The sequence below is a fragment of the Prosthecobacter fluviatilis genome, assembly GCF_042655725.1.
Taxonomy (GTDB): domain Bacteria; phylum Verrucomicrobiota; class Verrucomicrobiia; order Verrucomicrobiales; family Verrucomicrobiaceae; genus Prosthecobacter; species Prosthecobacter fluviatilis.
On the sequence record NZ_JBHSMQ010000001.1, the window covers coordinates 1,037,128 to 1,062,244 of the forward strand.

Sequence of the window (25,117 nt, forward strand, 5' to 3'; positions counted from 1 at the left end):
AAATGCCTGCGCTAGCTGCAAATCGAAGGATAATGCACCTTCATGCAGGTCGGGCAGATGCCATGGCTGAAGTCCGCTTCGCTATGGGCATGCACGTAGCTTTCCACGCTCTCCCAGTAGCCGGCGTCATTGCGCACACTCTTGCAGTGGGAGCAGATGGGCAGCAGTCCGTGCAGCGTCTTCAGATCACTGAGCGCCGCCGCGAGATCTGCTGCCGTGCGGCGGAGTTCCAGCTGCGAAATGATCTGGCGGGCCAGTGTCTTCAGCAGCTTCTGCAGGGTCTGGCTTTGCTCAGCGGTGAGCGACCGGCGCTCGCGGTCGATGACACACAAGGTGCCCAGCCCATGGCCTTCCAAGTCAATCAAAGGCGCTCCGGCATAAAAGCGTATGTGGGGAGCTGCGGTGACGAGCGGATTCTGCGCGAACCGTTCATCTGCCGTCGCATCCGGCACTACCATGACCTCGGTGCCGAGAATCGCATGAGCGCAGAAGGCATGCTCGCGCGGAGTCTCGGTGGCCGTCAGTCCGACGCGCGCCTTGAACCACTGGCGATCCTCATCCACCAGAGTCATCAGCGCGATGGGCGTGCCGCACAGCGTGGAGGCAAGAAACGCGAAATCATCATAAGCCTGCTCTGCCGGAGTGTCGAGAATCTGATAACGACGCAACGCAGCGAGCCGTTTGGTTTCGTTCGGAGGAAGGGGGGCTGTCATATGAATCCTGCCAAAGTTTAGAATGCGAATGCCCTGATGTGCAGCGTTTTTTGCCAGGGTGCGATTTTGAATGCATCACTTAGCAAGTTGTGAAAGTGAACGCGGTGAAAGTCATGACGGAGAACAATTCTGCTGACGATCCTGGCCAGGATTTCCACCTTGCCGTCAAGCCTCCCCCGTCTCTGATGGCCCCATGCACAAGCCTTTGTTTCTCGCGCTCCTCCTTGCCCTACCCGCACTGGCCAAAGACATCCCCATCGCTGATGCCGCCGCATTTGCAGAGGCCGCCAAAAAGATTACCGCAGGAGACACCCTCATCCTCCAGGACGGCACCTGGGCAGATGCTCAGTTAAAACTCCACGCCGAAGGCACCGCCGAAAAGCCCGTCACCATCAAGGCGCAAACTCCCGGAAAAGTCATCTTCACCGGCACCTCCCGCCTCTCCGTCGGCGGCTCCCACATCATCGTGGACGGCCTCTGGTTCCAAAATCCTACCGGCGAACAAGTCATCGAACTCCGCAAAGATTCCAAGCAGCTCGCCTTCGACTCACGCATCACCAACTGCGCCGTCACTAACGATGCCCAGCTCACCTCCGCCAAGTCCTCCCAGTTCGTCTCCATTTACGGTGCACGCAATCGCGTCGATCACTGCTACATCGCAGGCAAGACCACCCAGGGAACCACCATGGTGGTCTGGCTCTCCAACGAAGCCAAAGACCAGGGCAAACACCAGATCGACCACAACCATTTTGGCCCCCGTCAGAGGCTGGGCCAGAACGGCGGCGAAACCATCCGCCTCGGCGACAGCAAGACCTCCATGCAAACCGCCTCCTGCATCGTCGAGCACAACCTCTTTGAGAAATGCGATGGCGAAGCCGAGTGCATCTCCAACAAATCCTGCGGCAATCTCTACCGCCACAACACCTTCAAAGGCGTGTCCGGCACCCTCACCCTCCGCCACGGCAACGGCTGCAAGGTGGAGAACAACGTCTTCGTTGGAGACGGGGCCAAAGGTGCCGGCGGCGTCCGCATCATTGGCGAAGACCACATCGTCACCGCCAACCGCTTTGAAAACCTCACCGGCGACAATGAACGCAGCGCCTTGTGCATCATGCTCGGCATCCCCGATTCCGTGCCCAACGGCTACTTCCAGGTCAAGCGCGCCAAAGTCACCGGCAACACCTTCATCAACTGCAAGCACAACATTCTCATCGGCATGAGCGGCGACAAAAAGGCCACCCTCCCACCGCTCGAAAGCGAGATCAGCGGCAACGCCATCCAGACCAACAAAGGAGAAGCCTTTGAGATCAAATGCACAGCAGAAGGCGTAACGATGAAGAACAATAACACTGGCACCGCCGAGCCTCCCGCTGCATCACCTTCCTCCCTCGAACCCACCGGCCCTTCCTGGAAAAAGTAGTCCCCCCATGCGTACCAACGTCCTCCGCAAACCACTCACCTGCTGCTGCCGCAAGCCCATGACCGGGTTCTACCGCGATGGCTACTGCCGCACCGGCCCCGGAGACGTCGGCCTGCACACCGTCTGCATCGAGGCCACCGAGGAGTTCCTCAATTTCTCCTACCTCAGCGGCAATGATCTCTCCACCCCCGCCCCCGAATGGGATTTTCCAGGTCTCAAGCCCGGCGACCGCTGGTGCCTCTGTGTTTCACGTTGGAAGGAAGCCCTTGATGCCGGCTGTGCCCCGCCAGTGTCTCTCTCAGCCACGCATGAGTCCGCCCTTGAATGGGTCGATCTCGAAGACCTCCGGGCCCATGCTCTCGATGATCCCGGTGAAGTGATGGATGATGAATGAGGAGTGCTGGGCAGTTTCTGGCTGACTCTCCATTTCTTGGATTCAGCGGCTCTCCAAAAACTCCCGCACCTGCTGCGCCAGCACCTTGCTGATGCCCGGCACTTGAGCGATCTCCTCCACCGTCGCCTTTCGCAGCCGTGTCACCGAGCCAAAGGTCTTCAGCAGCGCCGCCTTGCGTGTTTTGCTGATGCCGGGGCAGTCATCCAGGATGCTCTCGGCCACACGGCGGCCCAGCAGCAGCTGGTGGTAGCCATTGGCCCAGCGGTGGGCTTCATCGCGGATGCGTTGCAGCAGCTTCAGCGCGCCGCGCTCGTGCGGGATGATCACGGGATGGCTTTCCCCGGGGCGGTAAACTTCCTCGTTTTCCTTGGCCAGACCGATGATGGGCAGCTCATGCAGGCCCAGCTTTTGCAGCTCTGCCACGGCCATGCCGAGCTGGCCTTTGCCACCGTCCACAATCACCAGGTCCGGCAGGCGGATGAAGGTGGCGCCTCGGTCAGCAGATTCTGAATCTGTGCCTCCGTCGGCCTCGGCCTGCGCTTCGTCTTGTTCCAGCCGGCGCATGGCCTCCAGCGGAGACTCCTGGGAGAAATCGGCATCCGGTCCGGCGGCCTTGCGACCCAGCAGCAGGATGCGTGAAAAGCGGCGGCGTATGACCTCCGCCATGCTGATAAAGTCATTCTGCCCGGAGACGGACTTGATGCGGTAGCGGCGGTAGTTGGAGTTGTCCGGAACGCCGTTTTTAAAGCGCACCATGCTGGCCACACAGTGGGCGGTGCCGATGTTGGCAATGTCAAAGCACTCCATGACGAGCGGCGGCTTGTCCAGATGCAGCAGCTCCTTGAGCTCCTGTACGTCCGCCATGGGGTCGATGGTGCGGACGACGCGTGCCCGCGCACCACGCTCAAAGGTGCGGGAGGGAATGAGCGTCTTGCGGAAATCCTCGATCATGTCCCGAAGCTGGGCTGCTTTTTCGAAGTCCAGCTTGGCGGCGGCGTGCTGCATTTCCTCTTCCAGCGCGGTCACGAGATCCTTGGATTTTCCTTCCAGGAATTCGCAGGCCTGCTCCACACGCTTTCTGTAGTCCTCCAGAGAAATGCGCAGGATGCACGGCGCGGAGCAGTTTTTGATGATGTCGTTGGAGCAGTGCTTGTAGTCAGCCTCTCCCGGCCGCAGCGGGTTGCACACACGGAGGCCGAATTTTTTGTTGAGCCAGTTCAGCGTGGTGCGCAGCGCCATGCCATGGGGGAAGGGGCCAAAGTAGCGCGCGCCGTCGTCCTTCTTCAGTCGCGTGGTGGCAAGACGTGGCATGGCATCGCCAAAGTGAACGCGCACGAGCATGTAGCGCTTGTCATCGCGGAAGGTCACGTTGTAGCGAGGGCGGAATTCCTTGATGAGCTTTCCTTCCAGCAGCAGGGCCTCAGTGTTGTTCCTCACCTCATGCAGATCAAAGTCCCAGATGCTGGCGATGAGGGCGCGCGTCTTGCGGTCCGCCATGCGCGAGCGCGCCGGGGTGAAGTAGTTGGCCAGGCGCTTGCGTAGGTCCCGCGCCTTGCCCACGTAGATCACATTGTCCAGGCGGTCGCGCATGATGTACACGCCGGGGACGTGGGGCACATCACGGAGCTTGGCGATGAGATTGGGCCTTGGAATGGGGGGGGGCATTTAGAAGCGGAAAATGATAAACGAATGCAGATGACGCTGGGATGGCAGACTGAAAAGTGGGCGAAGCGAATCAATTGGAAACTGGGAACTGAGAATTGTGAGGCAGGGATCGTTGCGCGTTTCCTGGGTTGGTAAGGCGCATGGAGTGGGGGACGTTTGGCAGGGCGCGCCCTGCTGCTCTGCATACGCTTTCCACCACCGCTACGCCGCACGTGCCTGAAGAACACGCCAGGGATGCACCTGCTCCGAAAATCCCTTCAGCTGCATCGGCGGCATCGGTGCCGCCTCGATCAGGGCCTTGCTATCCTCGTAAGTTTCCTCATCCATGATGATCTCACCCGCCTGCGCGATGCTGCACAACCTTGACGCCAGATTCACCCGGTGCCCCAGCACCGTATAGCTCAGCCGCTGGTCTGAGCCCATGCAGCCGGCCACCACGGAGCCGGTGGCCAGTCCGATCCCCACTTCCAGCGAGTGTTTGGACACGCCGTTGAGCTCCCGCCGCACCCTGAGCATGTTCAGGGCGCATTGCACGGCACGCACTGCGTCCTCTCCCGTGCTCTGCGGCGCGCCAAAGAGCACCATGATCAGATCTCCCACAAATTTGTCCACGATGCCGCCGTGCTGGTAGGCCACGTCTGTCAGCGCGGTCATGTGTTCGTTCAGCAGGTCGATCACATCCGCCGGCGGCATGTTTTCTGTCAGCGCCGTGAAGCCGCGGATGTCGCAGAACAGCATCGTCACATGCCGGATTTCACCACCCAGGGCACCCCTTTGGCTGATCAGCTGCTCCGCCACCGAGCGGTCTGCCACCGCATTGAGCACGCTGCGGTACTTTTCCTGCAGGGCCAGGCCTGCGGCCATCTCATTGAAGGAGGATGCCAGACGGCCCAGCTCATCGTCGCGGCGCACGGGCACCCGTACATCGAAGTTTCCATGCTCAATCTGGTGCGTGCCGCTGACGATTTCGCTGATGGGGCCTGAAAGTCCGCGTGAGATGTAGAGCACCGCCACCAGCGCGATCAGCAAAGAAACCACGCCCAGCGCCCCCACATCACGTCGCAGCTCAGCCAGCTCATGGTCCATCGCCACCAGCGGGTAGAGGTTTACCTGAGCCGCCAGCGGGAAAGGGGAGCCCGGGTTCAGCACCCGGTAGTAAATCTGGTGGCGCTCTCCGTGGATGGAGACGGTCATGCCTCGCTGCGTTTTGTGAGTGTGGTGGATCGAGTCTGCGATGTGCGCCGCCACAATGTCCCGCTCATCTTTCGGGATCGTCGTGCTCACCAGCCCCTCTTCCACCCACACGCCGCTCATAATTTCGCCAAGGTCGGAGTGCTTGGTCTGCTCATACAGCACCTTTTCCGCCAGCACCTGCAGCGGCAGGCCGAAGAGGATGGCCCCGAGAAACTGGCCGGACTTGGGATCGCGCACCGGGGTGATGTAAACTTCTCGCACCTGCTCGTTGCGGTTGTCTTCTCCGAATTCCACCCGCAGGTAGCCGATTTCCTGCTCTTTGAGCACGTCTGCCAGCTTGCGGTCTCCCAGCCACTGAAGCTTGCCGGATCTGCGGCGAAACTCCGCGCTGGTGGAGCTCTCTCGTGGCAGGGCGGCTGGCAGGGCCGGAGGCAGCATGTCGCGGCCTGGAGGCAGGTTGTCACGCCCGCCGGGAGTGTTCTTTTTGGGGGAGAGGAGGAAATTGCCCTCGGGGTCGATCAGGGCGATGTACGGCAGCTGGGAGAGCGGAAGTCGGCTCAGCGGGTGGTCTTTAGGCCTGTCTTTGGGCTCTTTCTCTTTTTCTCCGCTGCTCGGGCGTCCTGGGGGGCTTTGCGGTTGGAGGTTGCCCAGGCGCGGCAGGTTGGCGCCGGGGATTTCGCTCAGGATGCGGTCGCTGGTCAGGTGCTCCAGCTCAGCACGCAGGAGTCGGTTGGCTTCAGCAAGGTCCTTTTTGGAGATGGCGCTGATGAGCTCGGTCTCGCGGGCAAGCTTGTCCAGCACCTTGGAAAGTGCCTCCGTGCGCTTCCTTTTGCCGGATGAGTAGCTGCTGATCTGGGAGTCAAACTGCTCCTCAAAGAGCCTGCGGTAGGACTCCATGAACTTCCACTCCGCCAGCACCAGCGTGGCGATGGTGATGCCCGCCACGACGGGAAACATCGTGAGGATGAGCTTGGCACGGAAGCTGTGGATCCACTTCATGGAGGAGGGCGCGGTGGTGACAAGGGATGAACCCCGCACCCGCACCTGTAGTTGCTCAGGGCACGCGTTTCATCGTGTAGGTGCCGCGGTCCATGGAGCTCTGATAGCAGGCATTGAAGTCATTACCTTTGATCGTGCCCTCGTAGTGGTAGAGGCCGCCTGCCCAGTCAGGCATTTTGTGCTCGCCTTTGAAGGTGTAGGTGCCGTCCTTCTGCTTCTGCACGGTATGCGTGGCCTTGTAGCTGCCGCTGAGGATCTTCTTCCAGGTGGCGTGGTAGAAGAATTCGTGGCCGCCTTTCTTATCAACCGGGGCGGAGACCACGCAGCGCAGTGTGCCTTGGTGGCCGGTGGCATCGCTGTGCCAGGTGCCGCTCCATTTTCCCTCTGCCCCGGTGGTGGCGGGTGCTTTTTTCCACGCAGAGCGGAACGCAAATCCGCAGGAGGGCAGGGTGGTCAGGAAAATCAGGCCAAGGGCAAGGCGGAGGAGGATGGCGCTTTTCATGGGGTTGGAGGGTAGCGTAAGAACGTCCGATCCGGGTGGGCTATTTCGTCGCTCCTGGTACAACCTTCCTCTTGCCCGCGCACGTATCTGCGATACTTACCCCCTAACCTCAACCCACCCCAACACCATGGCCCACACCCTCCCCCCGCTGCCCTACCCGACGAACGCGCTGGAACCCCACATCGACCAGCAGACGATGGAGATCCATCATGGTCGCCATCACAATGCCTACGTGACCAATCTGAACAACGCCATCGCCGGCAAGGCCGACCTTGAGGCGCTGTCCATCGAGGACCTCTGCAAGAACATCTCCAAGCTGCCCGCAGACGTGCAGGGGCCCATCCGCAACAACGGCGGCGGTCACTTCAACCACACCCTCTTCTGGAACATCATGGGTCCAAACGCCGGCGGCGCTCCCTCCGGAGCCCTCGGAGACGCCATCACTGCCGCCTTCGGCAGCTTTGACGCCTTCAAGGAAGCCTTCGCCAAGGCAGGTGCCACCCGCTTCGGCTCAGGCTGGGCATGGCTGGTGGTCAAGGATGGCAAGCTCGCCATCACCTCCACCCCGAACCAGGACAACCCGCTTATGGACGGCAGCGGCACCCCCATCCTCGGCTGCGACGTTTGGGAGCACGCCTACTACCTGAAGTACCAGAACAAGCGCCCCGACTACATCGCCGCCTGGTGGAACACCGTGAACTGGACTGCTGTGGCCGCCAACTACGCCGCCGCTCTGGGCTGATTCCCGCTTACACTGACCCACACGTCATTTCACAAAGCGCGGAACGGCCTGCCCGTCCCGCGCTTTGTCGCTTTTTACAGCCCGCCACATTCGTCATCGCCCATGTCCATGGTTCTCCACCGTCTCCGCTCCGGCCTGATCTACTCCCAGGACTTCGCAGAGTATTTGGAGTCCAAGCGCGATGCCGAGGCCATCGGCCACCCCGGGGACGTGCTGCACCTGGACTACGTTCGTTGCTCACAGGGCGAGCTCAGTGGCCAGGAGTGGTGCCAGCTCACCTGGGTGAGCGGGGCTCAGGCTGCGACTGAACACCGCCACCAGATTGGCGGGGTGGAGGTTTACATCCACAAGCAGGCCATGCGCGGGCTGAAGAACCGCCTGCTGCACTTTGATGGAACGAACGTGGTGGTAAAGAGTTGAATCACAGACCCATGCCCACCCTGGCCGACATCGGAGAAGACAACCTCATCCGCAAACTCATGCGCGGTGTGAAGCTGGACGGCGATGTCATCGCCGGGGCTGGGGATGACTGCGCGGTCGTTCGCGGCTCCAAGGACGAGCACACCCTCCTCAAAACCGACGCCCTCGTGCAGGACGTCCACTTCACCCTCGAAACCCCGCCCAAGCTCATCGGGCGCAAGGCCATCGCTCGGGTGGTCAGCGATTTCGCGGCCATGGGCGGCACGCCACGCCATGCCATGATCACGCTGGTGGCTCCGCCCAGCATGGAGGTGGAGTTTCTTTCCGAGGTGTATCGCGGCATGCGCGCCATCGCCAAGGAGTACGGCATCAACATCGTCGGTGGTGAAACCTCGCGCGGCCTCGTCCTCATGCTTTCCATTTCCATGAGCGGCACCGTCCCCTCCAAACGCTGGCTCTCCCGCAGCGAAGGAAAGGCAGGCGATGTCATCCTCGTCACCGGCCGTCTCGGCGGCTCCATCTCCGGCAAGCATCTCAAATTTCAGCCCCGCCTTGAGGAAGGCCGCTGGCTCTCTGAAAACGCCCATCCGCACGCCATGATGGACATCAGCGACGGCCTGGCCAAGGACCTCCCCCGTCTCGCCCTCGCCAGCGGCACACATTATCAAGTGAACGTCGCCTCCTTGCCCTGCAATCCCGGCTGCACCTTCGACCAGGCCTGGGGCGATGGCGAAGACTACGAACTCCTCCTCGCGGTCAATCCCCGCAGCGTGAAGTCACTGATGCAGAAATGGCGTGTGGCCTTCCCCAAGCTTCCCCTCACCATCATCGGCAAACTCGTCCTCCCCGGCGAAGGCCGCCCGCCGGACTTTGAGAGCACGGGCTGGGATCACTTTGCGCTGAGTGCGGATGGATGATCCTATGAATAAAGAGGATCACACGGCACAGCTTTCTGTCAGTTTGATTCTTCAAGTAACCGTTGTGCTGATGGCGTTTTCAATCTTGGGTCACGATTATCCAGTCAATGAATACCTGCTTGCGGATCTGTTCCTCGGTTCAAGTCTGCTTCCAGTCATCGCAGCATTACGCCGCGGCGATTGGACCAAAAAATGGGTGGCATGCATGCTTGCCGTACTGCCTTTGGCATACATGAGGATGAAGGTCGCCGTAGAACTGCCCAAATGCCAGGAACTGCTGTCCAACTCATGATCGCCGCCACCCTCGCAACTGCCGAAGACGCCCACGCCTGGGGCACCCAGCTCGCTCAGTCTCTCTCTGCGGGAGATGTGGTCGCTCTCTGCGGCACGCTGGGCGCGGGCAAGACGCAGATTACCCGCGGCATCGTCGCCGGCATGAACTCCCAGGCCGCCGTCACCAGCCCCACATTCACGCTGGTGCACGAGTATCTGGATGGCCGCCTCCCAGTCTTCCATTTCGACTTTTATCGCATGGATTCCGCCGCCGAGGTCATTGGCATCGGCTGGGATGAGTTTCTCATGGAGCCTGGCGTCGTCATCGTCGAATGGGCCGACATGTTCCCCGAGCTGCTGCCGCCGCACACGCGTTGGTTCCATATTGAGCCGCAGACGGGTGGAGAGCGCGTCGTTACGGAGTCGTCCAAATCATGACGAAACTTCTTGGTCATTGGCAGATCATCATTCATTCGTCATTTCCTTCTCATGCTTCTCGCTCTCGATCTCTCCACCGCCCACGGCAGCATTGCCGTGGTGCGTGGCGCGGAGGTGCTGTTTAGGGCTTCGTTTCAGTCGGAGCGCTCATACAATGCGCAGGTCTTTGCCCCGTTGCGCGAGGCGCTGGTGGCTGCGGGAGATGAGCTGAAGGGCATCGTGATTGGCAACGGGCCCGGGTCTTACACCGGCGTGCGCATCGCCATCGCGGCAGCGCAGGGTATCGCCATCTCTCGCGGCGTGTGGTGTGTGGGCTGGTCCTCGCTCACCGCCCCAGACGGGGAGGCACCGCAGAGCTACCCCGTCATTGGCGATGCCCGCCGGCAGAGCTTTTACCTGGCTCAGGTGGAAAACGGCCGGCTGCTGCCAGAGCTGGAAATTGTTTCTGCGGATGAAGCCCGCGCCCGCACCGCCGATGCGCGCGCGTGGTTCACCTTTGATCCCAAGCCACCGCTGGGCCTCGTCACCCTGCGCAGCGCCAGGCCGGATGCGGCACGGCTGGCGCAGATCGTGCAAACTCTGTCTGCCGATGAACTGGCCGCCCTCATCGCCCAGCCGCTTATTCCGCATTATCTGGCCGAAGCTTTCATCACCATGCCCAAGCGGCCGCTGCTCACTCCCACCACATGACTCCTGAACTCATTTCCAACCACGTCTCCGAATGGGGCGAAGGCCCCATCTGGCACGGCGACCGCCTGCTCTACGTCGATATCGAAACGCACAAGATCATCGCGCTCACGCCCTCCAGCGGCGAGGAGAAGGTGTGGGATGTGGGCCAGCGTGTGGGCACCGTGGTGCCGCGCGCCAGCGGCGGGCTGGTTTGGGCCGGGGATGACGGCTTCTATTTCCTCAATGAGGAAACCGGCGTCAGCACGCCTATTGCCGATCCTGAGCCTGGTATGCCGGACAACCGCTTTAATGATGGCAAATGCGATCCTGCAGGCCGTTTCTGGGCCGGCACCATCTGCCTGGCCAAGCGTGCCGAAGGTTCCCTTTACTGCCTGCACACCGACCTGCGCGTGGAGAAAAAATTTGGCCCCGTGACCAACTCCAATGGCATCATCTGGAGCGGCGATGCCAGCACGATGTACTACATCGACACGCCTAGCAAAAAGGTGCGCGCCTTTGATTTCGACAAAGACACCAGCGCCATCTCCAACGAGCGCGTGGTATGGGACACCAGCGCCGATCCTTCCTCTCCCGACGGCATGACGATCGACAGCGAGGACCGTCTCTGGATCGCCTTCTGCCACGGTGCCAAAGTGGTCTGCTATGATCCGAAGTCGCAAAAGGTTGAAGCACAGATCGACTTCCCCTGCGTGGAGACCACCGCCTGCGCCTTTGGCGGTCCCGACCTCAAAGACCTCTACATCACCACCGGCAAGAAGCCTGGCCTGGAGGAGCCGCTTGCTGGACGACTCTTTGTCTGCCGCCCCGGCGTGCAGGGCGTGCCGAGCCACGCATTCGGCGGGTGAGATCCTCGTGAAGAGCGATGGGCCCTCATGCCCGTCGATTAGTGCTCACTCCACGCAAAGAAGGAACGGGCGGTCAGCATTGTGTGGTCACTGGAGCTTGGCATGTGCGCTGGTACCGACAGACAGGAGCGTCCGTTGTACTTCCAAGAAACCCACATGACAGCCGCCTATCTCGTGGCCTGTTACGCTGCATGATTCGCGTCCTTCTAGTCCTTTCAGCACTGTTGACCTCACTCCATGCCGAAACCTCTTCCCGCAAAGTGGACGTCTGCATCTATGGCGCGACGCCCAGCGGCATCGTGGCGGCAGTAGCCGCGCATCAGGAGGGATGCTCGGTGCTCATCGTGGAGCCCAGCCGCTGGCTGGGTGGCATTCTAGGTGCGGGGATCAAGCCCATGCAGGACTGCGCCGCACCGGCGGCAGTGGGAGGGCTGACGACGAGCCGTGTCTTCAAGCTCGGCAACAGCCCTGAGGTCATCCGCAAGGCCTTCGCCGCATGGCTGGAGGAGGAGAGGATTCCCGTGCTCTTTGAGCATCGCGTGCAGAAGGCGGAGAAGGCTGGGGCGTTCATCACCAAGCTGGTGCTGGAGCTTGCGCCGCCAGATGCCCATGGCGTGCCTGCGCCAAAGGCCACCCAATCAGATGCGGCCACCGTGGAGGCCAAGGTCTTCATCGACGCGAGCTACGAGGGCGATGTGCTGGCTGCGGCTGCCGTCCCCTATGCAGTGGGGCGTGAGTCAAAGGATGTCTTCAACGAAGAACTCGCAGGCGTGGGGCCGACCACCAACTGGACGCCCATCGATCCCTATGTGATCCCGGGCGATCCACAGAGCGGTCTGCTGCCGCTGGTGGACAAAGACCACGGCCTGCCCAAAGGCGCGGCGGATGACTACACACAGGCCTACAACTACCGCTTCTACGTCACACGAGACCCCGCCAAACGCATCCCGATTGAAAAATCCGCAGGCTATGATGCGAAGAACTTCGAGGTGGTGGGCCGCTACGTGGAGCACCTCGTCCGCACTACCGAGGGCGGCGAAGCCAAGCTGCTCAAGCGTCTGCGCGACATCTTCCCCGGCTGGCTCAACAGCGGAGAGTACAACTACAAGCGCGACTCCCTCGTGACCATCGCGCCGCTGGGCGTGAGCCGTTACTATCAGGATGGCAGCCGTGAGGCAAAGACACGCGTGTGGCAGCAGCATCTGGACTACCTGAGCGGTCTGCATGAGTTCCTCAGCACCGACCCGCGTGTGCCGGAGAAGTTTCGCCAAGAGACAGCAGAGCTGGGGCTCAACCGAGCCATGCATGAAGACACCGCCGGCTGGCCCAATCAGCTCTACGTCCGCATCTCCCGGCGTATGCAGGGCCCGTATGTGCTCACCCTGGCGGATGTGTGGAACAAGACCCAGGTGACCGACAGTGTTGGATTGGCGCTCTACGGAGTGGATATCTATCCCGTGCGCCGCTATGCCGTGGCCGATCCCACCACCGGAAAGATGGGCGTGGCAACCGAGGGAAACATGTTTGTCGGCGGTGCGGAGGGCACGGGGCATCCTTATCCCATTCCGTATCGTGCGCTCACGCCCAAGGCCGAAGCTTGCGGCAATCTGCTGGTTCCCGTGTGCTTCTCGGCCAGCTACATCGCCTACGCCTCAGCCCGCATGGAGCCGGTGTTTTGCGTCATGGGAGAATCCGCCGGTGTGGCCGCCTCGCAGGCCATCCATGAAGGCGTGACCGTGCAGCAGATCGATGTGGCCAAACTGCAGCAGACTCTGCTCAAGCGCGGTCAGATTTTGCAATGGACCGGTCCCAGCGTGCGCCCCAAACCCGGAGCCGTGGCTGCGGGCGAGTGGGAGTCCAAGGAGGCTTGGAGCGAAGCCAAGCCCGGCTGGGAATGGCTCTTTCCCTTCATCGACACCAGCAAGGATGGCAAGATTTCCAGGGACGAACACGAGGCCTTTCAGGAGTACAAGCAGAAGCACCCCGACTGGGTCAAGGAGCTGAAGAGCAAGCAGGGACGGTAGATCGAACTTCCAAGTTCGCTTTCACATCCGACTAAACTTGGAACTGCGGTTTACTGCGGCCCCTGCACAATCGCAGGCGCCTTGCGCCTGACGCCGATGTAAACCGGCGACATCTGCCGCTCCAGCCACTTGTGCTTGAAGGGCAGCTCCGTGTTGAAAGCGTGGAAGTGCCATGGCCCGTCATCGGTGCGGATGGAGTACTGCAGGGCGCGGCCGCCGTCGAGGAGGGTGGCATGCTGCACGTCCAGCTTGCGGGCGATCTCGGTGACCTCGCTGACATTCATGACGCCTCCATCCCCGGAGAGCACGAAGACGATGGTGCCGTCCTGCCTCATGCCGGCGAGTGAGCGATAGCTGATCCTGCTGCCGTCAAAAAACTCGTCGGGCTTGAGGTCCACGTAGGAAAAGGTGGTGTGGTTCTTCATCACGGAGGGATAGACCTGGCAGCCTTCCTGGATGAGACCGGGGACTTCATTGAGGAGCGACTTGGGCCCGCACCAGGGACGGCCGTCCTTGACGAAGAAGCAGCCGCTCCAGTCACCGAAAGGGGTATTGACCTGGCGTCCCTCATGATAGACCCAGCCCATGGGGCGGCCTTTGGGGTCGCGGAAGTTTGCGGTGATGCAGAACCACAGATTGCCGTCCGCCATGCGCTCATGCGCCGTGGTGAGGGCAAACTTGGGCTGGTAGGTGGTCATGAAGTCGAAGCGGTCTGCTGAGAGGGTGACGACGTGTACTTCCGCCCCGAAAACCCGCTGGGCGATGCTGGCCGCGGTGCTGCCTGCACGCCGGACTTTGAGCGTGGCCCAGCGCATGCCGGTCTCGCGATGGCGCTCGATGAGGGCCGCATCCAGGTCACCGGCGGTCAGGGCCTGGGCGGGTTTCCATTCACCGCGTTTGGTGAGGATCTGGAGGGGGGATTTGGAGTCGCGCACCGCGACGGCGACGAGATTGCTGTTCAGGTTGAAAAAGACCTCCCCAGCAAGCCAGACCAGCAGCGCGCCGGCAAGGACGAGCAGCAGAAGCAGTTTCAGGCATCCGCGTTTGTTAGGCATGGGGGTGCGGCAGCATGGAGAACAAGTCAGGCACGATCAAGAGCCGATCTCATGCCGGATGAATGAAGATTGATTCGCGGCGGGGCCTTTACATGCTGGACGAGCATGAAATTTACACTGTTCTCCGCATTGTGTCTCTTTTTCTCCCTCGGTCTGCAGGCGCAGACACCCGCTCCGGGGCTCACCCTCAAGGCCAGCACGGACCACCCGGACGCCTTGTACAAGGTGGGTGAGACCGCGACCTTCACCATTGAGGCTCTGCAGGATGGCAAGCCGCTGGCTGAGGGAAAGGTGGTGTGTGTGCTTTCCAAGGACGGTGTGCAGCCGCAGCCGCCCCAGACACTGGCTCTGAAGGACGGCAAGGCGACGCTCATCGGCAAGCTGGATGAGCCCGGCTTTCTGCTCATGCGGGTGACGAGTGACAAGGCCTCGGCCATGGCCGCTGCGGGTTATGATCCGCTGCTGCTCAAGCCCAGCATGCCCGTGCCGGGGGATTTTGATGCGTTCTGGGCTGCGCAAAAGGCGGCTCTGGCGCAGGTGCCCCTGAAACCCACGCTCACTTCGGTGACCGCTGGCGTGCCGAAGGGAGTTGAAGCATTTGACGTGCAGATCGAATGCGCGGGTGGCAAGCCGGTGAGTGGTTACTTCGGCAGACCGGTGGGTGCAAAGCCCAAGTCCCTCCCCGCCATTCTCCATGTGCACGGTGCCGGTGTGCGCAGCTCGAATCTCGGGGCCGTGTCCTGGGCGCTCAATGAGGGAGGCATGCTTTCCATGGACATCAATGCCCACGGTCTGCCCAACGGCAAACCCAAGGAGTTCTACGACGCACTGGCTGCCGGAGAACTGAAGGATTACCGCATCGAAGGCGTCAAGGACCGCGAGAAGATTTACTTCAAAGGCATGTTTCTGCGTCTGATCCGCGCCATCGACTTCCTCACTGCCCAGCCTGAGTGGGATGGCAAGACCCTCATCGTTTACGGAGCCAGCCAGGGTGGCTTTCAGGCCTTTGCCGCCGCAGGGCTGGACTCACGCGTGTCCTTCATCTGCGCCGGGGTGCCTGCTGGCTGCGACCATACCGGCAGCCAGGCGAACCGCATCAGCGGCTGGCCCAAGATCGTGCCCAACGACGCCAGCGGCAAACCTGACGCCGAGGCTCTGCAGGCGTCGCGTTACTTTGACAATGTGAACTTTGCCATCCGCGCCAAGTGCCAAGGGGCCGCAGTCACTGTGGGCTTTATCGACACCACCTGCCCGCCCACCAGCGTGTATGCGGCCTACAATGCCCTGACGATTCCGAAGGAAATGCACGCCGACATTCTTTCCGGGCATACCAGCACGCCTGCGGCCAGCAAGTTTATGCAGGCGGCGGCGCTGAAGCACGTGCGTGAGAGCAAGGGTAAGTAAAGCCGGCGTCGTCTGCCCCCGCTGGGGGGTGGCTGAGTGCAGTCCGGCTTTTCGAGAGCCGGTCTAGCACTGCCTCAGCAGCGGCCCTGAGCTGCCGCCGAGGTGCAGACCTTCCGGTGCCGCGCCCTGCCTGACCATCGCCAGTCCGACGGTCAGGTCGGATGCGGGGTGTTTTGCCACGCTGGTGACCTTGCCGACGGCTTTTTCAGTCCAGAGCTCGTCTCCGGCATTCACGGTAAGTTCCGTCTCAAAGGCGATCATCTCCCGCGGCATCTTGCCGGTGGTCTTGATGCGTGAAAGCACCTCCTGGCCGATGTAGCAGCCTTTGGCAAAATCCATGGCCCTAGCTTCGAGACCGGCCTCCGGTGGGAATGTTTCGGTGTTGAGCTCATGGGGCCAGCGGGGGACCTTTTGCAGGATGCGCCAGGTTTCGAGGTCGGCGTCGGTCAGCACAGAAAGACCATCGAATATCGGATCGGCGAGGAAGCCGGGGAGCCACAGGTCCAGGCCTGGTGAGCCGTAGCGGGTGGAGTGCAGGAGGTGGTGAGGACGATCTTCCGCGTAAGGAGCGCTCTCGATGCGGGCAAGAGTGCCCGCATCACCCCAGACGTGCCAGAGATGCCACTCCTCTGTCATATCGGTGAGTTCCACGTCATCTGCCACGATGTAGCGCTCCAGTCGCATGGCCAGCGGTTCGTGGAGTTCGGGTTCGGCATCGAGCAGAAGGGCGTCATGGTAGGCATGGACGAAGACATCGCCGGCGATGCGGCCCTTCACATCGGTCACGCAGGCGTAGAGGGTTTCGTCCGTTTTGGCCCGGCGCACGTCATTGGTGACCTGGCCGTTGAGGTAGCGAATGCGGTCAGTTCCGGTGAGACGGAACTTGGCGCGGGAGGAAAGATCCACGGCGGCTCCGTGGGCAATGATTTGCTGATACAGCTCGGCGTTCATGCTGCATGAATGTGCAGACGCGGCGCTGCCGCAAGCGGGCAAAGCCTTGGGATTGTATTGACTCGAAACGGGCGCAGGGCAGAGTCGGCGCACCTTGCATGCGCGTTCTCTTGCTCTTCCTTTCTGCTGTTGCCATCCTGGGGCTTGCTGCGGAGGCCGCTGCCCAGGCTCCGGTGGCTGCTCCTGCCGGCAGGAAGCTGCGAGTCGTCACCCGCAACCTGGAGCCTTTCTCCTTTGAAAAAGACGGCCGCCGTGTGGGCTATGCGGCGGAGCTTTGGGACCAGCTGGCACGTGAGGCGAGGCTGGACTACGAGGTCCATGTGGTGCAGACCGCGCAGGAGGTCATCGACGCGCTGAAGAACAAAACGGCGGATGTGGGAGTGGGCGCCATCAGCGTCACTTCAAAGCGTGAGGAGGTCATCGATTTTTCACAGCCCTTTTATGAGTCCGGCCTGCAGGTGCTGGTCTCCGGCGCCAGCGGCAGCTTTGCGGACAATCTCATGGCCCTGGTCAAAAATCTCTTCAACGTCGAGCTGATCGGGGCTTTCGCATTGCTCATGGTGACGATGTTCATCATCTCGCACCTCGTCTGGCGCTATGAGCACAAGGTGAACAGCGACATGTGGCCAAAGGATTACAAGGCGGGCATGTGGGAGTCCTTCTGGTGGACGATCAGCACGCTGCTTGTCGGCGGGGCGGACAACAAAGGGCCCGTCGGGGTCGGGGGCCGCATTGTGGCCATCATCTGGATGCTGCTGAGCATTGTGCTTGTCTCGCTGCTCACCGCCTCCTTCACCACCACCCTGACGATCAACACTCTCAAAGGGGACATCAATGGTCCGGGCGATCTTCCCGGCCGCAAGGTGGCCACGGTCAAAGGCAGCACGGCAGAGAGCTGGCTGGCGGCCAAGGGGGCCAGGGTGGAGACGTTTGCGACGATCACAGAAGGTGTGCTGGCCCTCAAGGCGGAGGACGTGGACGCGGTGGTCTATGATGCTCCGGTGCTGCAGTATGAAGCCCGCAAGCTGAATGACGAAAAGCTGCAGATGGTCGGCCCGGTCTTTGAGCGCCAGAATTACGCGTTTGCGCTGCAGCAGGACAGCACGCTGCGCGAGAGCCTGAACCAGGCCCTGCTGAAGCTCACCGAGCAAGGGGTGGGCAACGAACTGCGGAAGAAATACTTCGGCGAGGACCACTAAGAGAGCGGCGCTTTGCTCTGATCCTGACCATGCCTCCCTCCTCTTCCTCAACGCCCGGCATTCTGGCCACCATCATGGCGGTGTTTCGGCAGAACCGCGTCCCATGCCTGGTGCTCAACGCGTTCGCCGTGGCCCTGGTGGTCAGCTACTACCAGGTGCCTGCGCTGGCGGGCTTTTGGGAGTCGGTGGGCGCATTCAAAACCCGCTGGGACTTCGCCTTTTCCTGTGTCTCCACCATGTTTGCCGCGGCGCTCATGCCCACGGGCATCCAGCGGATCATGGGCACGCTGCCGAAGGACGGCGGTGGAAAGCGTCTGCTGCTGCTCATGCTGTTCTGGGGTTATCGCGGCATGGAGATCGATCTCTTTTACCATTTCCAGACCTGGCTGTTTGGAGATGCGCATGATGCCGCCACGCTGGTGAAGAAGGTGCTGGTGGACCAGTTCGTCATGAGCCCGATCTGGTTTGTGCCGACGTATGTCATCGCACTGCGCTGGGTGGAGCAGGGCGGCTCATGGAAACGCACGCGGCCTACGCTGGACCACGAATTCTGGACCCGCACCTGCCCGACGGTGCTCATCACCAACTGGCTGGTCTGGATCCCCGCGCTGGCCCTTGTTTACAGCCTGCCGGCGGCTCTGCAGTTTCCGTTGTTCTCGGTGGTCATGTGCTTCTTTATTCTGGTGGTGACGGTGATGACACAGAGGGACGGGAAGTGAATCCCAGGCGGGTTACGCATTCCTGCCGGGATGTGTTCTCAGCACCTCAAGCAGCCGGAGGAGATCGTCTTCGCTGATGTCCACGAAGGAGTCGAGGGAGCGGATGGCGGCGATGATTTCCTCGTGTGTGGGCAGGGACTCGTTTTCGGCAATGCTGGGCTGCGGCGCATGGGTGGGGCGGTTGAGGGAGCTGGGATAGCGCCGCCAGTGGAAGGCGTAGTTGATGACAACGGCCAGCAGCACCATTACGAGGGCATTGGTGAGCACGGGGAAGACGACGAAGCTGAAGCCGAGCTGGTGAATGGCGCTGCCACCCATGACGGCGGTGAATGCAGTGGCACCGCCGGGAGGATGGATGCACTTGAGCTGCTGCATGGCTCCGATGGCCAGGCCGACGGCGCAGGCGGCGGCGATGGCGGGGTGAGCTATGAACTGCGCACAGGCGACACCAATAAGCGCGGAGACTCCATGCCCGGCGATGACCGGCCACGGCTGGGAGAGCTGGCCGTGAGGCACACCAAAGAGCAGCACGGCGCTGGCCCCCATGGAGGTGATGAGCGCGGCGGCACCACCTGCGGGCAGGGCATGCGTGGAGATGGTAATCAAAGCCAGAATGGCCAGCCCGCCGCCGAGGGCGGAGACGGCTTTTTCAGTGACGCTGACTTCGATCAGCTCGATGCCGAGCCATTGGCGCAGTTTGGGGGTGGGCACTGGGGAGGGGTGCTTTTCTATTTTGAAGTTTGTTCAGCGAAGTCCTCACTGGAAAATTCGGCGAGGTAGCAAGGGGGGCTGGTGTAGCACCGGGGTTCGGCTTCGGCCTCAGGAGCGGCCGCCCGGCGGGTCCGCCTGACTGGTCGCGTCTTTCCCTTGGTGTGGTCCCTCACATTTTTAGCAGGAGCCGTTTTGGCGGACGCAGGCTGCTTCATCGTGAAGGAGAAGGCTGGGCAGGGTGGGTGGCTGCGGAGAGGAAGCTCTGGCTGTTCCACCAGAGGCCTGCCAGGAGCGCCCCTGCGGCGTAAGCAACGACATCGGCAGGGTCTCCCATGGCATGGGTGGCTCGGGGAAGGGCCCACTCAAACACCCATGACCAGAACACGAGATGCACTGCGATCTCCGCAGGCCTGGGCGGCGCGTCATCTCCGCGCAGGCCCAGGAGGCGGTGCAGCCAGAGCACGGGCGGCAGGGCGCAGGGGATGAGCCACAGGTCATTGAAGTGACACGTCATGAAACCAGGCGCGACGTACGGCTTGATGAGGCAGCGGTTGATGCCATAGGCCAGGCAGGCAGTGATGAATAACGCATCACGGAAGTAGCGGAAACGCGGCATGTCAGCAGAGGGCGTAGATGATCCCGGCGGCACTCGCGGCTATGAGGAGCTTGATCAGCAGGGTTTTGAGGAGGAGCAGCATGAGGGGTAGGGTGGAGGCGGCTGCGCTTCAGCCTTTGGGATGGATCTTTTCCTCGTGGTGGAACCGCAGGCGGGCGGAGAGGATGGCCGCCCGGCCCAGATAACCGAGCACCTGTGCAGGCGCGGCGGGATCGACGACGGGGAGCCGGCCGATGTTGTGCTCGAGCATCCTGGCCAGCGCGGTGTGCAGAGGTTCGGCGGGATAGGTGACGATGAGATGGCGCGAGCCTATGCCTGCCACCGTCAGGCTGTCTGCCTCTGGATGCTGCAAGGCGCGGATGACATCGCCACGGGTGATGATGCCGGTCAGCCTGTTGTGATCATCGAGCAGCAGGGTGGCCTGCCGCTTGTTCAGTACATCCTCTGCGGACGCGATGCGTGCGGCGTACTCCCGCAGGGGCAGATGCGCAGGCACGGTGGGGGGCGTGGTGTCCATGACGTCCTGCACGCGGGTGAATTCAAAGGGGTCGATGCTGTACTCGCAGGTGATGTGCTGGCCGCGTCGGGAAAGCTTTTCGGTGAGGATGGAGCGCTTCATCAGGAGGACGTTCACCCCGAAGGAGACCACGGAGCCCAGCATGAGGGCTGGTAGCAGGTGGTAGTCGGAGGTGAGCTCTGCGCCAAAGAGCATGGCGGTGAAGGGGCAGCGCATGGAGCCGCTCATCATCGCCGTCATGCCCACCAGCGCCCACATGCCGGCATCTCCAGCATGCAGCCAGGGGGCCAACGCGGCACCGATGGAGCTGCCCATGATGAGCAGCGGAGCCAGCACACCGCCGGAGGTACCGGAGCCGAGCGCCGCAGACCAGACGAGAGCCTTGGCCAGCAGGAGGCCGAGCACTGCGGAGCCCACGATCTCGCCACGGAGCAGGGAGTGGATGGCTTCATAGCCGACGCCCAGCACCCGGGGCTCAAACACCCCGCCGATGCCGACGACCAATGCGCCGATGGCCGGCCACCACATCCAGTGCAGGGGCAGTTTTTGAAACAAGTCTTCAAAGCCATAGACAAGCAGCGTCAGCAGGCCGGCGCCAAAGCCCACCAGCAGGCCTACGAGCGCGGCGCAGGCCATCTCTGTGCCGGAGGCGGTGGCGTGCGGGAGGGTGGGGAAGACCGGCCCGCTGCCCAGAATGAAGACGCGAAAGACGGCGGCGACGCTGACGGCCGTGACCACAGGGATGAAGCTGCGGGGTTTCCACTCAAAAAGCAGCAGCTCCACGGCCAGCAGCACGGCGGCCACCGGGGTGGAAAAGATGGCCGTCATGCCGGCTGCGGCACCTGCGACGAGCAGCGTTTTGCGCTCCGCCGGGCTGAGGGAAAAGCGCTGCGCAAAGAGGGAGCCCAGCGCGCCGCCGGTCATGATGATGGGGCCTTCGGCGCCAAACGGCCCGCCTGTGCCGATGGAGATGGCTGCGGAGAGCGGCTTGAGGAGGGCGACTTTCAACTGGATGAAACTGCGCCCCAGCAGGATGGCCTCCAGCGCCTCGGGGATGCCATGACCACGAATCTTCTCCGAGCCAAAGCGTGCCATCAGGCCGATGATGACGGCGCCGATCACCGGTACAATGATGACCCACACCCCGAGGTGGTGGCCCTGCGGGGTGGCCGGCAGGGCGGACCAGTGCTGGTAGAAGGCCAGATGGGTGATCACCGAGATCAGCCAGGTCAGGGCATACGCGGCCAGGGTGCTGATAAGGCCCACCACCAGCGCCGCCGCAGAAATGAGAAGCACGCGCGGGCAGGTGGTGAAATCAGCCAGTCTGCCTGGAGGGGCTTGGCTTGGGGGCACGATATCGGCTGTCAGGCTTGGTTGGACTGGCATTCAGTCAAATTGTATCGTATTACGATATATGTCAAACATCGATGGCCTCCCGGGCCCGGAAAATGCTTCACCAGCCATGATGCCCAACCGCAGAATCATCTCCAAACCCCAGTACGAAAGCCTGGCGTCGTTCCGCTTTGCCCTGCGGAAATTCCTGCGTTTCAGCGAAGATGCCGCAGGCGCGGCAGGCCTGACTCCGCAGCAGCACCAGGCGCTGCTGGCCATCAAGGGGTTTCCGGGGCGGGATTACGTGACCGTCGGGGAGCTGGCGGAGCGCCTGCAGATCAAGCACCACAGCGCCGTGGGGCTGGTGGACCGTCTGGTGCTGGAAAAGCTGGTGCAGCGAGACGCCTCCGCCGAGGACCGGCGCTGTGTGAACATACGCCTGACGGCGCGTGGAGAGGCCGTGCTGGAGGAACTGTCCGCCCTGCACCGCGAGCAGCTGCGCCGCATCGGGCCGGAGCTGAGCACTCTGCTGCAGAGCCTGGGGCAGTGAGGAGTGGACTGCGGCGTCTCTGCTCTCAGGCCGGGGTTTGCAAAGCCTGGTTCAGAGTTTTGAGCAGCGTTTCGGCTGTGTAGGGCTTGGGGAGGAAATATTTGACGCCTGCGTTGACGGCTTTTGACGCCATGCCGCCTGTGCTGATGCCGCTGGAGGCGATGATGCGGACATCCGGATTGATACGCAGCAGCACCGGGATGATGGCCGCGCCGTCCATCTCCGGCATCATCATGTCTGTGATCACCGCGCGGATTTCATTTTTCCGCATGACATAGATGCCTGCGGCCTCGGTGCCGTCTGCGGCGAGCAGGACGCGATAGCCGAAGATCTCCAGAGTCTGACGGGTGATCTGCCGCACGGAGGCCTCGTCATCAATGACCAGGACGAGTTCGTCATTGCCACGTGGCAGATCGTTTTCGGCCGTGACTGCCAGGGGGGCTCCCGCCGTCTGGGCTGGCAGAAAGACACTGAACTTGGTCCCGACTTCGAGGTCGCTTTGCACGTGGATGAAACCGCCATGCCCTTTGACGATGGCCTGTGTGGTGGAAAGCCCCAGCCCGGTACCTTTGCCGAGTTCTTTGGTGGTGTAAAAGGGCTCGAAGATGCGCTCGATGACCTCGGGTGGCATGCCGCTGCCATTGTCCTCCACGACAACGACGACATGCGGGCCGGGTTTGGCACCGGGATTCATGGCCGCGTACTGGTCATCCACCTGCAGGTTTCTGGCAGAGAGCAGGAGGCGTCCTCCTGTGGGCATCGCATCCCGTGCATTGACGCAGAGGTTTAGCAGCACCTGGTGCAGCTGGGTGGGGTCCCCGAGGACCGTCCAGAGCCCGGTGGGTACGTCACAGGAGACATGGATGCTTTTGAGGAAGGTCTCGTTGGCCATTTTTTCGATCTCGCGCAGCAGGTGCCCGATCTGCACCTCCACCTGCCGGCCCTCGACGCCACGTGCAAAGGATAGCACCTGTTTGACCATGTCCGCCCCGCGTTTGGCGCTGGTTTCGATGGTCTTGAGGATGTCGAGCCTGCGTGCGTCCTTTTCCTGGAGTCGCAGCAGCTCAATGGACATCAGGATGGGGGCCAGCACATTGTTGAGGTCATGCGCGATGCCGCCGGCCAGTGTGCCGATGCTTTCCATGCGTTGGGTGCGCAGGAACTGCTGCTCCAGCTTTTTGCGCTCGGTGATGTCTGTGTTGATGGCCAGAATGCTGCTGGGGCGGCCCAGATCATCGCGGACAAGAGTCCAGCGGCCTTCGATGGTGAGGGTTTTTCCATCCCTGTTGTACTGATGGATCTCCCCGACCCACTCGCCTTTCTCCAGAGTCTCGCTGGTGGCGGCCAGGAATGGGGCCGGGTTTTGGTAGAGCAGTTCTTTGATGGAGCGCCCCACGGCTTCCTTCGACGTCCAGCCATAGAGCCGTTCGGCGCTGCGGTTCCAGTAAAGAATCCGATGTTCCAGATCCCGCACCACGATGGCGTCCTGCGCCTTGTCCAGCAGAGTGGCCTGTTCGTGAATCTTGTTCTCAGCCTGCTTGCGCTCAGTGATGTCACGGGAGATGCCGATGATGCCGATGATGTTCCCCTGGCTGTCGCGGTACGGAGCCTTGGACACCAGATAGGTTCGCGTCACACCCGCGGCGGTGAGCACCTCCTCCACCATCTGGGTCTGGCCGGAGATCATCACTTCGCGGTCGTTTGCCATTACAAAGCGGGCGTCTTCAGGGCTGAAGATCGTGGTGTCGTCCTGCCCCAGCACAGCTTCCACCGGGCGGCCGACCAGTCGTGAGGCACCCTTGTTGAAAAGCAGGTAACGGCCCTGCAAATCTTTGACGAAGACAGCGTCGGGGATGCCGTCCGCCATGGCGTGGAGGAGGTTGCTGGTCTGGCGTATCTGCGCCTCCATGTGCTTGCTTTTGGCAATGTCCTGCTGGAGGGCGCGGTTGGCCTCTTCCAGCTGCAGGCTTTTCTCCTCGAGCTTGCGGATGAGGGTCTCGCTGTAAACCTTGAGCAGGGCCTTTTCATCGCCTGCGGGGCTACGTGGGGTCGGCGGGCTGGCAGCCGAGTCATGGCTCTGCACTTCCTTCAGGCGGGCGATGAAGTCCTCCGGCTCGGCTGGTTTGAGGATGAAGGCGTCTGCGCCCAGGCTGAGTGCCAGCCGCTCGTCCTCCGCCTCGGTGTAGGTGGCCGTGTAAACGATGAAGGGGATATTCCGGAGCTGCGCGTCCGCCTTCCAGTGGCGCAGCAGGGTGTAGCCGTCCATCACGGGCATGAGCAGGTCTGAGATGACGACGTCCGGCGGTGCCTGACGGGCTTTGACCAGGGCTTCGGCCCCGTGTCGCGCGGTGATGACCTCGCAGCCGTGGCCGGTGAGCAGAACCTGCAGGTAGTAGAGATTCTCCTCTTTGTCATCTACGATCAGGGCACGCGTCATGGAGAGCGATGAGGTGGGATGTTGGACGGGATGTGGCGTTCAATTTCCGCCACGAAGGTGTCGGGATTGATCGGTTTTTCAATGTAGCCGTTGCAGCCGGAGGCGAGGGCTTTCTCGCGGTCGCCGACCATGGCGTAGGAGGTGACGGCGATGATCGGAATGTCACGCAAGGACTCGATGCCGCGCAGGGCTTGGGCGACGGCGTAGCCGTCCATGGTGGGCAGCTGGATGTCGAGCAGGATCAGGTGAGGGCCCAGGGTGCGGGCCAGCTCGATGCCGCGCAGGCCGTCCGGGGCGGACACGACCCGGTGGCCGTGCTGCTCCAGCAGGAATGTGCTCAGGTAGCGGTTCTGCTCGTTGTCCTCGATCAATAGGATGGTGCGGCTCATG

The 25,117-nt window shown here is 61.9% G+C and carries 25 protein-coding genes; 14 read left to right on the top strand and 11 right to left on the bottom strand.

Features of this window, described 5'->3' with window-relative positions:
* Positions 1–11 precede the first annotated feature (11 nt).
* Complete coding sequence (locus ACFQDI_RS03995) at positions 12–713, bottom strand: GAF domain-containing protein (RefSeq protein WP_377163648.1); 702 nt, start codon at positions 711–713, stop codon at positions 12–14.
* Positions 714–906: 193 nt separating this feature from the next.
* Between ACFQDI_RS03995 and ACFQDI_RS04000 the strand changes: the two genes are divergently transcribed.
* On the top strand, positions 907–2,133 hold the full coding sequence (locus ACFQDI_RS04000; RefSeq protein ID WP_377163650.1) for a polysaccharide lyase 6 family protein: 1,227 nt from the start codon (positions 907–909) through the stop codon (positions 2,131–2,133).
* Positions 2,134–2,140: 7 nt separating this feature from the next.
* Complete coding sequence (locus ACFQDI_RS04005; protein WP_377163652.1) at positions 2,141–2,527, top strand: DUF2237 family protein; 387 nt, start codon at positions 2,141–2,143, stop codon at positions 2,525–2,527.
* Positions 2,528–2,569: 42 nt separating this feature from the next.
* On the opposite strand, the gene ACFQDI_RS04010 is transcribed toward ACFQDI_RS04005, so the two are convergent.
* The 3 genes from ACFQDI_RS04010 to ACFQDI_RS04020 all read right to left on the bottom strand — a co-directional run bounded on the left by ACFQDI_RS04010 (position 2,570) and on the right by ACFQDI_RS04020 (position 6,887).
* A complete protein-coding gene (locus tag ACFQDI_RS04010; RefSeq protein ID WP_377163654.1) occupies positions 2,570–4,192 on the bottom strand; it encodes an excinuclease ABC subunit UvrC in 1,623 nt (540 codons plus the stop codon).
* A 201-nt stretch (positions 4,193–4,393) separates the two neighbouring features.
* Entirely contained in the window at positions 4,394–6,385 is a 1,992-nt protein-coding gene (locus tag ACFQDI_RS04015) for an adenylate/guanylate cyclase domain-containing protein (RefSeq protein ID WP_377163656.1), read from the bottom strand.
* A gap of 55 nt (positions 6,386–6,440) precedes the next feature.
* On the bottom strand, positions 6,441–6,887 hold the full coding sequence (locus tag ACFQDI_RS04020; RefSeq protein WP_377163658.1) for a hypothetical protein: 447 nt from the start codon (positions 6,885–6,887) through the stop codon (positions 6,441–6,443).
* Positions 6,888–7,014: 127 nt separating this feature from the next.
* Here ACFQDI_RS04020 and ACFQDI_RS04025 point away from each other — a divergent pair, with 127 nt between their 5' ends.
* The 8 genes from ACFQDI_RS04025 (at position 7,015) to ACFQDI_RS04060 (ending at position 13,236) form a co-directional block, all read left to right on the top strand.
* Positions 7,015–7,629 carry a superoxide dismutase gene (locus ACFQDI_RS04025; RefSeq protein WP_377163660.1) on the top strand — a complete coding sequence of 205 codons (615 nt, stop codon included), beginning with the start codon at positions 7,015–7,017 and terminating at the stop codon, positions 7,627–7,629.
* 102 nt (positions 7,630–7,731) lie between these two features.
* The gene (locus tag ACFQDI_RS04030; protein WP_377163662.1) at positions 7,732–8,049 is read left to right on the top strand and encodes a hypothetical protein; all 318 of its coding nucleotides are present in this window, start codon (positions 7,732–7,734) and stop codon (positions 8,047–8,049) included.
* 11 nt (positions 8,050–8,060) lie between these two features.
* Positions 8,061–8,966 (top strand): thiamine-phosphate kinase, encoded by a 906-nt coding sequence (locus tag ACFQDI_RS04035; protein WP_377163664.1) that lies wholly within the window; start codon positions 8,061–8,063, stop codon positions 8,964–8,966.
* A 4-nt stretch (positions 8,967–8,970) separates the two neighbouring features.
* Positions 8,971–9,258, top strand: coding sequence for a hypothetical protein (locus ACFQDI_RS04040; RefSeq protein ID WP_377163666.1), 288 nt, complete (start codon positions 8,971–8,973; stop codon positions 9,256–9,258).
* Complete coding sequence (gene tsaE, locus ACFQDI_RS04045) at positions 9,255–9,677, top strand: tRNA (adenosine(37)-N6)-threonylcarbamoyltransferase complex ATPase subunit type 1 TsaE (protein ID WP_377163668.1); 423 nt, start codon at positions 9,255–9,257, stop codon at positions 9,675–9,677. Before ACFQDI_RS04040 ends, tsaE begins: the two co-directional genes overlap by 4 nt.
* 51 nt (positions 9,678–9,728) lie before the next feature.
* Positions 9,729–10,367, top strand: a complete 639-nt coding sequence (tsaB, locus tag ACFQDI_RS04050; RefSeq protein WP_377163670.1) for a tRNA (adenosine(37)-N6)-threonylcarbamoyltransferase complex dimerization subunit type 1 TsaB — start codon at positions 9,729–9,731, stop codon at positions 10,365–10,367.
* Complete coding sequence (locus ACFQDI_RS04055) at positions 10,364–11,212, top strand: SMP-30/gluconolactonase/LRE family protein (protein ID WP_377163672.1); 849 nt, start codon at positions 10,364–10,366, stop codon at positions 11,210–11,212. The genes tsaB and ACFQDI_RS04055 overlap by 4 nt, the downstream gene beginning before the upstream one ends.
* A gap of 224 nt (positions 11,213–11,436) precedes the next feature.
* On the top strand, positions 11,437–13,236 hold the full coding sequence (locus ACFQDI_RS04060) for an FAD-dependent oxidoreductase (protein WP_377163674.1): 1,800 nt from the start codon (positions 11,437–11,439) through the stop codon (positions 13,234–13,236).
* A 50-nt stretch (positions 13,237–13,286) separates the two neighbouring features.
* On the opposite strand, the gene ACFQDI_RS04065 is transcribed toward ACFQDI_RS04060, so the two are convergent.
* The gene (locus ACFQDI_RS04065) at positions 13,287–14,291 is read right to left on the bottom strand and encodes a phosphodiester glycosidase family protein (RefSeq protein WP_377163676.1); all 1,005 of its coding nucleotides are present in this window, start codon (positions 14,289–14,291) and stop codon (positions 13,287–13,289) included.
* Positions 14,292–14,396: 105 nt separating this feature from the next.
* Between ACFQDI_RS04065 and ACFQDI_RS04070 the strand changes: the two genes are divergently transcribed.
* Positions 14,397–15,695, top strand: coding sequence for an acetylxylan esterase (locus tag ACFQDI_RS04070; protein ID WP_377163678.1), 1,299 nt, complete (start codon positions 14,397–14,399; stop codon positions 15,693–15,695).
* Between the two features lie 63 nt (positions 15,696–15,758).
* On the opposite strand, the gene ygfZ is transcribed toward ACFQDI_RS04070, so the two are convergent.
* Entirely contained in the window at positions 15,759–16,646 is an 888-nt protein-coding gene (gene ygfZ / locus ACFQDI_RS04075; protein WP_377163680.1) for a CAF17-like 4Fe-4S cluster assembly/insertion protein YgfZ, read from the bottom strand.
* A 98-nt stretch (positions 16,647–16,744) separates the two neighbouring features.
* Between ygfZ and ACFQDI_RS04080 the strand changes: the two genes are divergently transcribed.
* A complete protein-coding gene (locus tag ACFQDI_RS04080; protein WP_377163682.1) occupies positions 16,745–17,845 on the top strand; it encodes a transporter substrate-binding domain-containing protein in 1,101 nt (366 codons plus the stop codon).
* Between the two features lie 29 nt (positions 17,846–17,874).
* Positions 17,875–18,564 (top strand): hypothetical protein, encoded by a 690-nt coding sequence (locus ACFQDI_RS04085; RefSeq protein ID WP_377163684.1) that lies wholly within the window; start codon positions 17,875–17,877, stop codon positions 18,562–18,564.
* Positions 18,565–18,576: 12 nt separating this feature from the next.
* On the opposite strand, the gene ACFQDI_RS04090 is transcribed toward ACFQDI_RS04085, so the two are convergent.
* The 3 genes from ACFQDI_RS04090 to ACFQDI_RS04100 all read right to left on the bottom strand — a co-directional run bounded on the left by ACFQDI_RS04090 (position 18,577) and on the right by ACFQDI_RS04100 (position 21,704).
* Positions 18,577–19,275, bottom strand: coding sequence for an HPP family protein (locus tag ACFQDI_RS04090; RefSeq protein WP_377163686.1), 699 nt, complete (start codon positions 19,273–19,275; stop codon positions 18,577–18,579).
* A 211-nt stretch (positions 19,276–19,486) separates the two neighbouring features.
* Positions 19,487–19,891 carry a hypothetical protein gene (locus tag ACFQDI_RS04095; RefSeq protein WP_377163688.1) on the bottom strand — a complete coding sequence of 135 codons (405 nt, stop codon included), beginning with the start codon at positions 19,889–19,891 and terminating at the stop codon, positions 19,487–19,489.
* Positions 19,892–20,000: 109 nt separating this feature from the next.
* Positions 20,001–21,704 carry a chloride channel protein gene (locus ACFQDI_RS04100; protein WP_377163690.1) on the bottom strand — a complete coding sequence of 568 codons (1,704 nt, stop codon included), beginning with the start codon at positions 21,702–21,704 and terminating at the stop codon, positions 20,001–20,003.
* A 166-nt stretch (positions 21,705–21,870) separates the two neighbouring features.
* Between ACFQDI_RS04100 and ACFQDI_RS04105 the strand changes: the two genes are divergently transcribed.
* On the top strand, positions 21,871–22,290 hold the full coding sequence (locus ACFQDI_RS04105; protein ID WP_377163692.1) for a MarR family winged helix-turn-helix transcriptional regulator: 420 nt from the start codon (positions 21,871–21,873) through the stop codon (positions 22,288–22,290).
* 25 nt (positions 22,291–22,315) lie between these two features.
* Here the strand turns inward: ACFQDI_RS04105 and ACFQDI_RS04110 are convergent, their stop codons facing one another.
* Positions 22,316–24,727, bottom strand: coding sequence for a response regulator (locus tag ACFQDI_RS04110; protein ID WP_377163694.1), 2,412 nt, complete (start codon positions 24,725–24,727; stop codon positions 22,316–22,318).
* Positions 24,724–25,116: a response regulator gene (locus tag ACFQDI_RS04115; protein ID WP_377163696.1), complete on the bottom strand. Its 393-nt coding sequence runs from the start codon at positions 25,114–25,116 to the stop codon at positions 24,724–24,726. The genes ACFQDI_RS04110 and ACFQDI_RS04115 overlap by 4 nt, the downstream gene beginning before the upstream one ends.
* Position 25,117 lies beyond the last annotated feature (1 nt).